The 6,916-nt window shown below is 69.3% G+C and carries 6 protein-coding genes; 3 read left to right on the forward strand and 3 right to left on the reverse strand.

Annotated elements, in window-relative coordinates; genetic code table 11:
• Positions 1-143: 143 nt before the first annotated feature.
• Positions 144-1,292 carry an alpha/beta hydrolase fold domain-containing protein gene (locus tag ACFXN1_RS08380; protein ID WP_379397481.1) on the reverse strand — a complete coding sequence of 383 codons (1,149 nt, stop codon included), beginning with the start codon at positions 1,290-1,292 and terminating at the stop codon, positions 144-146.
• Positions 1,293-1,391: 99 nt separating this feature from the next.
• Here ACFXN1_RS08380 and ACFXN1_RS08385 point away from each other — a divergent pair, with 99 nt between their 5' ends.
• From ACFXN1_RS08385 to ACFXN1_RS08395, 3 genes are read left to right on the forward strand one after another with little or no spacing between them, the layout of a single operon-like run.
• Positions 1,392-1,976, forward strand: coding sequence for a dihydrofolate reductase family protein (locus ACFXN1_RS08385; RefSeq protein WP_379443768.1), 585 nt, complete (start codon positions 1,392-1,394; stop codon positions 1,974-1,976).
• On the forward strand, positions 1,973-2,518 hold the full coding sequence (locus ACFXN1_RS08390) for a dihydrofolate reductase family protein (RefSeq protein WP_379443767.1): 546 nt from the start codon (positions 1,973-1,975) through the stop codon (positions 2,516-2,518). The genes ACFXN1_RS08385 and ACFXN1_RS08390 overlap by 4 nt, the downstream gene beginning before the upstream one ends.
• Entirely contained in the window at positions 2,518-3,327 is an 810-nt protein-coding gene (locus ACFXN1_RS08395) for an alpha/beta fold hydrolase (protein WP_379443766.1), read from the forward strand. The genes ACFXN1_RS08390 and ACFXN1_RS08395 overlap by 1 nt, the downstream gene beginning before the upstream one ends.
• Here the strand turns inward: ACFXN1_RS08395 and ACFXN1_RS08400 are convergent.
• Positions 3,273-5,411: an MMPL family transporter gene (locus ACFXN1_RS08400; protein WP_379443785.1), complete on the reverse strand. Its 2,139-nt coding sequence runs from the start codon at positions 5,409-5,411 to the stop codon at positions 3,273-3,275. The two genes, ACFXN1_RS08395 and ACFXN1_RS08400, sit on opposite strands and share 55 nt — an antisense overlap.
• Positions 5,412-5,533: 122 nt before the next feature.
• Complete coding sequence (locus ACFXN1_RS08405) at positions 5,534-6,739, reverse strand: peptide synthetase (RefSeq protein WP_379443765.1); 1,206 nt, start codon at positions 6,737-6,739, stop codon at positions 5,534-5,536.
• Positions 6,740-6,916 lie beyond the last annotated feature (177 nt).

Genomic DNA, 6,916 nt, shown 5'->3' on the forward strand with positions numbered 1-6,916 from the left:
TGTGGCGGGTGGGGCGGTGCCGGAGGGGGTGGGGGGGGGGGGGGGGGGGGGTGGGGAGAGGGGGAGTTTCCCCTCCCCCCCCCCCCTATCCCCCCCCCCGCGCCGGCCGAATCGGTTTCCGCCGGTGGCGGGTCCGGCCCGGTTCACGGGGCCGGTTTCTGGAGGAAGTCGCCGACCTGCCCGACGGCCTCGGCCGCTTCCGGATGGAAGGACCAGTAGATCTGGAAGGCGTGCCCGTCGACCGGGTAGCTGTCGTGCCGGACCGCGACATCGGCAGCTCGCAGCCGCTCGACGAGCGCATTCGTATTCCGCCCGAGGCTGTCGAACTCACCGGATTGCACCAGGGTCGGCGGTAGGCCGGTGAGATCGGCGCACATGGGGTTGGCCTCCGGATCGCTCACCGGGCGGCCCGCCAGGTAGGCAGTCTGGAAGCGCAGGTGCTGTTCGACATCGGCGGGCGGGTTGTCGGCGGGGGCGTAGAAGTCGACGGCAGGGCACAGCAGCACGGTCGCCCGCGGCATGGGCAGGCCGCAGTCGCGGGCGTGCAGCAGCGCCGACAGGATCAGCATGGCCCCGGTCGAATCACCCACCAGCGCAATACTTTCCGGTGGCTTACCGCACTCCAGCAGCCAGCGGTAGGCGGTGCACACATCGTCGCGGGCGGCCGGGAAGGGGTGTTCCGGGGCGAGCCGGTATTCGGGCACGAGTACCCGGGTGCGCCCGGCCTCGGCGACCGCGCCCGCCATGCCGCGATACCCGTAGGCCGAGCCCATCATGAAGCCGCCGCCGTGCGCGTAGACGGCGACGGTCTCGGAGTCCTCGGGGCGCGCGAGCTGGATGCCGGGCACACCGCCGGCGTTCACCGGCTCCAGCAGCACGCCCTCCGGGATGGGGAACTGTGCGTGCATGAGTTCGAAGGCCGACCGCATGGGCGCCAGGTCGCCGTTGAAGGTCTCCTCCACCGGACTCCACAGCCGGTCCATACGGGCCGAGAGCTCGCCGCCCGCCGCGCGGGCCGCCGTCAGGGCGCTGTCCAGGCCGGCGAGCACGTCACGGGTTCGATCCAGCAGCGCCGTGCCCGCGGGAGTGAGGCCCACGCTGCGGGTATTGCGATGGAAGAGGTCGCAGCCCACCAGCTTTTCCAGTGACCGGATGGTCCGGCTGAGCGCGGGCTGGGTGACGTAGAGCCGCTGCGCCGCGCGGCCGAAGTTCAATTCCTCGGCGACCGCGACGAAGGCGCGCAGGTGCCGGAGTTCCACGCCCTCGGGGGTCCGAGGCAGCGGCTCGACCATGCGCTCGAGTATGCCCGCCCCGCATTCATTCCGCTGCGGCATCGCTGTCTTGCGAACCCGGCAATTCCTTGGGCTTTCCGAAACTGCGACCGTGGACGCATGGGAAAAATTGTTGCAGGGCAGTACCTTTCACTGGACGGCGTGACCGAGAGCGGCTGGACCGGTCTCGCCCCGTCGATCTCACCGACCGATCCGCACACCGGGCCGTATTTCAACGACGCCGAGGTGCAGCAGGCCGTGGGCGCCATCATGGCGGGCAATGACGCCATGCTCCTGGGCCGCACCACCTACGAGGGCCTGAAACCCTTCTTCACCAGCCAGTCCGGCCCGTACTTCGACGCCGTCAACGCCATGTCCAAGTACGTGGTGTCCACGACGCTGGAGTCCACCGACTGGGCCAACACCAGCATCCTGCGCGACAACCTGGCCAAGGAGATCGGCGCGCTCAAGGACCGGCATCAGCACATCGGCATCGGCGGCAGCGGCACCCTGGTGCGCTACCTGATCGCCGAGAACCTCCTCGATGAGCTGCACCTGCTGGTGTTTCCGCTGATCCTGGGCGGCCCGGGCGCGCGATTCTTCACCCCGGACCAGATGCCGGCCACCTTCACGCTCACCGACTGCCGTCCCCTGGACTGCGGTGTGGTGAACCTGGTCTACAGCCGGCAGGAGGCCGCGGCATGAGCCGCCGCATCACCGCCAACGTCTACCTCTCCCTCGACGGCGTGGTGGAAGCTCCGGAGAACTGGCACTTTCCGTACCACGACGACGCGACCCAGGAAGCGGTGATGGCGGGCCTGCGCGCCGCCGACACCCTGCTGCTGGGCCGCAAGACCTACGACATCTTCGCCGCCGCCTGGCCGGACCGGGAAGGCGAGATGGCCGACTGGTTCAACCTGACGCCGAGACTCGTGGTGTCGTCGACGCTTCGGGATCCGGGGTGGAAGTACACCACCGTGCTCGCCCCCGACCGGCTCGTCGAGGAGCTCACCGAGCTCAAGGAACAGCCGGGCCTCGCAATCGCCGTGCACGGCAGCATCACCCTGGTGCGGACGCTGCTCGAGCACGGGCTGCTGGACGACCTCGTCGTCATGCTGCACCCCATCGTCGTGGGCTCGGGCGAACGGATGTTCCCCGGCAACGGCGCCCGGCTCCCGTTACGACTCACCGCCGCGACCACTTTCGGCAGCGGCATCCAGGCCCTCACCTACACCAAGGACAACTGATGGAACCCACCAAAGGCTTCGTGGACTCCAAGGACGGCACCCGCATCGCCTACACCCGATACGGTTCGGGCCCGGCGGTCGTGCTCATCGACGGCGCGCTCGCCGCCCAGGAGTTCGGCCCCAACAAGTCACTCGCCGAGGCGCTTTCGAGCCGCTACACCGTCTACACTTACGACCGGCGCGGCCGGGGCGAGAGCGGCGACAACCGGCCGGTCGACATCGAGCGCGAATTCGAGGATCTCGACGCAGTCATCGACCTGGCCGGGGGACCGGTGATGCTGTATGCCATCTCGTCGGGCGGCGGCCTGGTCCTGGACTACCTGCGCAGCGGCCGCACGGTGCGCAAGGTCGCCCTCTACGAGGTGCCGTTCGTGGTCGACGACAACACCCGCCCGCCGGCCCCGGCCGACTATGTCGAGCACCTGACTTCCCTGCTGGCCCAGGGCAAGAACGGTGATGCGGTCAAGTACTTCATGCGAGCGGGAGTGCATCTGCCCGCCCTCATGGTGGCCGCGTTCCCGCTCTTCCCGGGCTGGAGTCACCTCAAGACGGTGGCTCCGACCATGGCCTACGACATCCAGTACGTCCAAGCGTTCCAACGGGGCCGCAAGCTTCCGGCCGATCGCTGGGCCGGGCTCGATCTGCCGGTCACCGTGATCGCGGGCAGCAAGAGCCCCGCCTGGATGCGCAATGCCAATGCCGCGCTGGCCCAGGCGATTCCGGGTGCCTCACACCGGGTTCTGCCCGGCCAGACTCACCTGGTCAAGGCGCCCGTGCTGGCACCCGCGCTGATCGAATTCTTCGGCTGAACCTTTCTCCGATTACCCGGGGCCCACCAGTTGGCGGGCCCCATCAGCTTGACCAGGGCCGGAACCAGCAGCATGCGCACCAGGGTGGCGTCGATGACGAGCGCGATCACCATGCCCAGACCGAGGAAACGCATGGGCGTGAGCGGAGAGAGCGTGAACGCCCCGGTGATGAGCACGAGCAGCGTTGCGGCGGCGGTGATCACGCGGGCGGTCTGGACGGTGCCGATGCGGACCGATTCCGCGGTGTCGGCACCGGCGTTGTGGGCCTCCACCATTCGCGAGAGCAGGAACACCTCGTAGTCGGTGGACAGCCCGAAGACCACGGCGATGATGAGCACCATCATGCCCGCCGACAGTGGCCCGACGCTGATGTGCAGCGCACCCGCCAGGTGGCCCTGATCGAAGATCCAGGTCAGCACCCCGAAGGTGGCCGTCAGGCTCAGGAATGCCATCAGCACGGCCTTGAGCGGCAACACGATCGAGCGGAAGGCCAGTGCCAGCATGAGCAGGGTCACCGCCACCATGACCACGATCATGAGCGGCAACCGGTCCAGGACGGCGGCGATGCTGTCGACGGTGCTGGCGCTCTCGCCGCCGACCCGCAGGTCGAGTCCGTCCAGGTGCAGGTCACGCAGGTCGCGTACGACGTCCTGGGCCCGCGGCGAGCGGTCCGGGGCGGCCAGCGCCGCGTGGATGACGGTGGTGTTGTCGCGGGTGTCCAGCGCGGTCGCCTGGCGCACGCCGTGGACGCCGCTGATCTCTCGCAGGGCGGTGCTGATGGCGGTCGGAGTGGGTGCGCTGCCGTCGGTTTCGCGGAGCAGGATGGTCGCGCCACTGTTGGCGGCCGGGAAGTGCGCGCTCAATTCCTCCACGGCGGCGCGGGTTTCATTACCGGCGGGCAGTGCGGTGTGGTCGACATCGCCGAGTCGGACACCGGACAGCGGTGCGGCGAGGACCAGCAGGATCGCACCGACCGCGATGGCGACCGTGCCCGGCCGGTGCATGACGGCGGTGACGACCCGTCCCCAGAATCGTTGCGCCCGTTCCTCCGAGCGCTCGAAGGCGTCCGCGCGCCAGCTCCACTTGCCGATGCGCGAGCCCAGCAGGGTGAGGATCGCGGGCAGCGCGGTCACCGACAGCAGCGCGGCCAGCCCGACCGCGGCGATGGCCCCGATGCCGAGTGAGCGCAGCACGGCCAGCGGGAACACGAAGGTGCCCGCGAACGCGCACATGAGCAGCAGCGCCGAGAACAGCACGGTTCGCCCGGCGGTCCGCAGGGTGCGGGTCACCGCCTCCTCGGTCGAGCGCCCCTGCCCCAGCTCCTCGCGGAACCGTCCGACGATGAAAAGCCCGTAGTCGATGGCCAATCCGAGCCCCAGCAGCGACACCACATTCATGGCGAACACGCTGACCTCGGTCATCCGCGCGATGATCCCGACCGCGCCCAGCGCCCCCGCCACCGCCAGCGTGCCGATGAGTACCGGCAGCGCGGCGGCCACCACCCCGCCGAATACCAGCACCAGCACGATTGCGGTCAGCGGGATCGAAATCGATTCGGCCAGCACCAGATCGTGCCGCGACTGATCGCTGATGGTGTCGGCGAGCGCGCTGTATCCGGTCAGCTTGGTGTCGATTCCCGGAATACGCAGTGCGGCGGCAATTTTCGGATACTCCGCGACCCGCTGATTGTCGTTCCCCGCGGAGAACACGACCGCCACCGCCTGCCGTCCATCGGACGATCGGAGGTACTGCGATCGCGGACTGTTCCAATAACTTTCGACCGGCCGATCCAACAGCGCCGGATCGATCTTGCCGATCGCCTCGGTCACTCTCGGCCCGATATCGGCCAGCGACTGCCCCTCGGGCGCGGTGTAGATCGCGATGACATCCGGGTTCTGCGGCCCCAGGCGTTCGGTCACCCAGGCATCCACCGCCGCGGATTCACCATCGGGCACCACGAATCCCGCCGAGCTCACCCGCTGCTGCAGCCCGGCCGCGAACAGCCCGCAGGCCAGCGCGAACAGCACCGCGACCACCAGCACGGTCTTGGGCCGCGCCACCACGACCCGAGCCCAGGCGGCCATGAGGCCATCTGATTCCGCGGTCTCGGTGACCTCGGCGGGACTGTCGACGACGGTCATGGGGCGCTCCGATCCTTGTGTGCGAGTGTCCTATTGCCGCGGCCGGGCTCGGGTCGAGAGGAGAGTCAGGCGGTCGCGTCCGAATTCGTGGGCGTCAGTTCGCTTTCCAGCGTGCGGACGATGCGGTCCAACAGGGCGTCCAGGCGTTCCGGAATGCCGCGTCCGTTGCGGACGGAGACGGTCAGCTCGGTGCGTCCGCCGCATTCGGTCATGCCCATGAGCAGCGGCATGGCGACGCTGTGCTGCGGCATGACCTTGATGGCGGTGGGGGCGAATCCGGGGACCGCGAGTGCGTCGAGGTCGTAGCGGCCCATGTGGGAGACGGTGGCGGAGGCCAGGTTCCGGCCGGTACGCGAGCCGAGCAGGTTCAGCGTGCGCAGCAGCCCGCGCCCCGCCGCCTGCGGCAGGTATTTCAGCCCGCCGTTGTCCATCTGGTTGAGCTCGCGGTTCTCCTTCAGGCCGGCGCGCTTGATCTCGTTGAGCTGCTTCCAGTCCATGCCCGGCCGCACGTCCAGGAACAGCGGCAGCGCGAGGTTCGCGGTGGACCGCAGTTCCGGGTCGTGGCGGCGGATGTCGACCGGAATCATGATGCGCGAGATCGGCCCGCCCTCCTCGGCGAGCAGCGCCGCCACCCGCATGAGCGCGCCCGGCCCGGTCGCGTGAATGGTGCGGGTACGCAACAGATGCCGGGGTTCGTCCGGGTCCTGCCGCCCGTGCCCGACCGCCGAGCGGAAGCGCGGCAGCATGAGCGTGGGCCGCCCGGGCGCGCCGATCTTGCGCACCAGTTCGGCGTCGGCGATCGGATCGGGCGCACCGACGGGTTCCTCACCGCGCAGCACCCGCAGCACGTCGGTGGCCCACATGACCATGCCCATGCCGTCCATGACGCCGTGGAAGACCCGGAACACCAGGGTGGTGGGCCCCTGCTCGCCCTCGGGTAGGTCGGCCGTGAGCAGCAGTACCTCCACGGTGGCGGCCGGGGTCGGACCGATCGGGCTGGTGAGCACCGGATCCGCCTCCAGCGCCGGATATTCCAGCACGTGGTCCACCACCCGCACGCTCGGCGCGACCCCGCTGTCCACCCACTGCTTGCCGTCGCGGATCAGCCGCGCACCCGGATTGGCGTCGGCGGCGGTGGCGACCGCGCGCCGCAGCGCCTCCGGATCGATGCTGCCCTGGCCCTCCACCACCAGCTGCATCAGGAACGGCGGCGCCAGATCCCGCATGGGGAAGTAGATGAGCTCGGTGGGGGAGATGGGACGGCGGAACATCTGTGTACCCCTGCCTAGATCTTCTCGGTCAATGCCACGATGCCGCCCTGGGTTTCGAGCCAGGCCAGGAACTCGGTCAGCCCGGTCTCGCGGTCCACGATCGGCTGGTAGCCGAAATCCCGGGTGGCGGCCGAGGTGTCGTAGGTGGCGGTGCGGGTCATCAGCGCCACCACGTAC

Source organism: Nocardia sp. NPDC059154 (assembly GCF_042755705.1).
Classification (GTDB): domain Bacteria; phylum Actinomycetota; class Actinomycetes; order Mycobacteriales; family Mycobacteriaceae; genus Nocardia.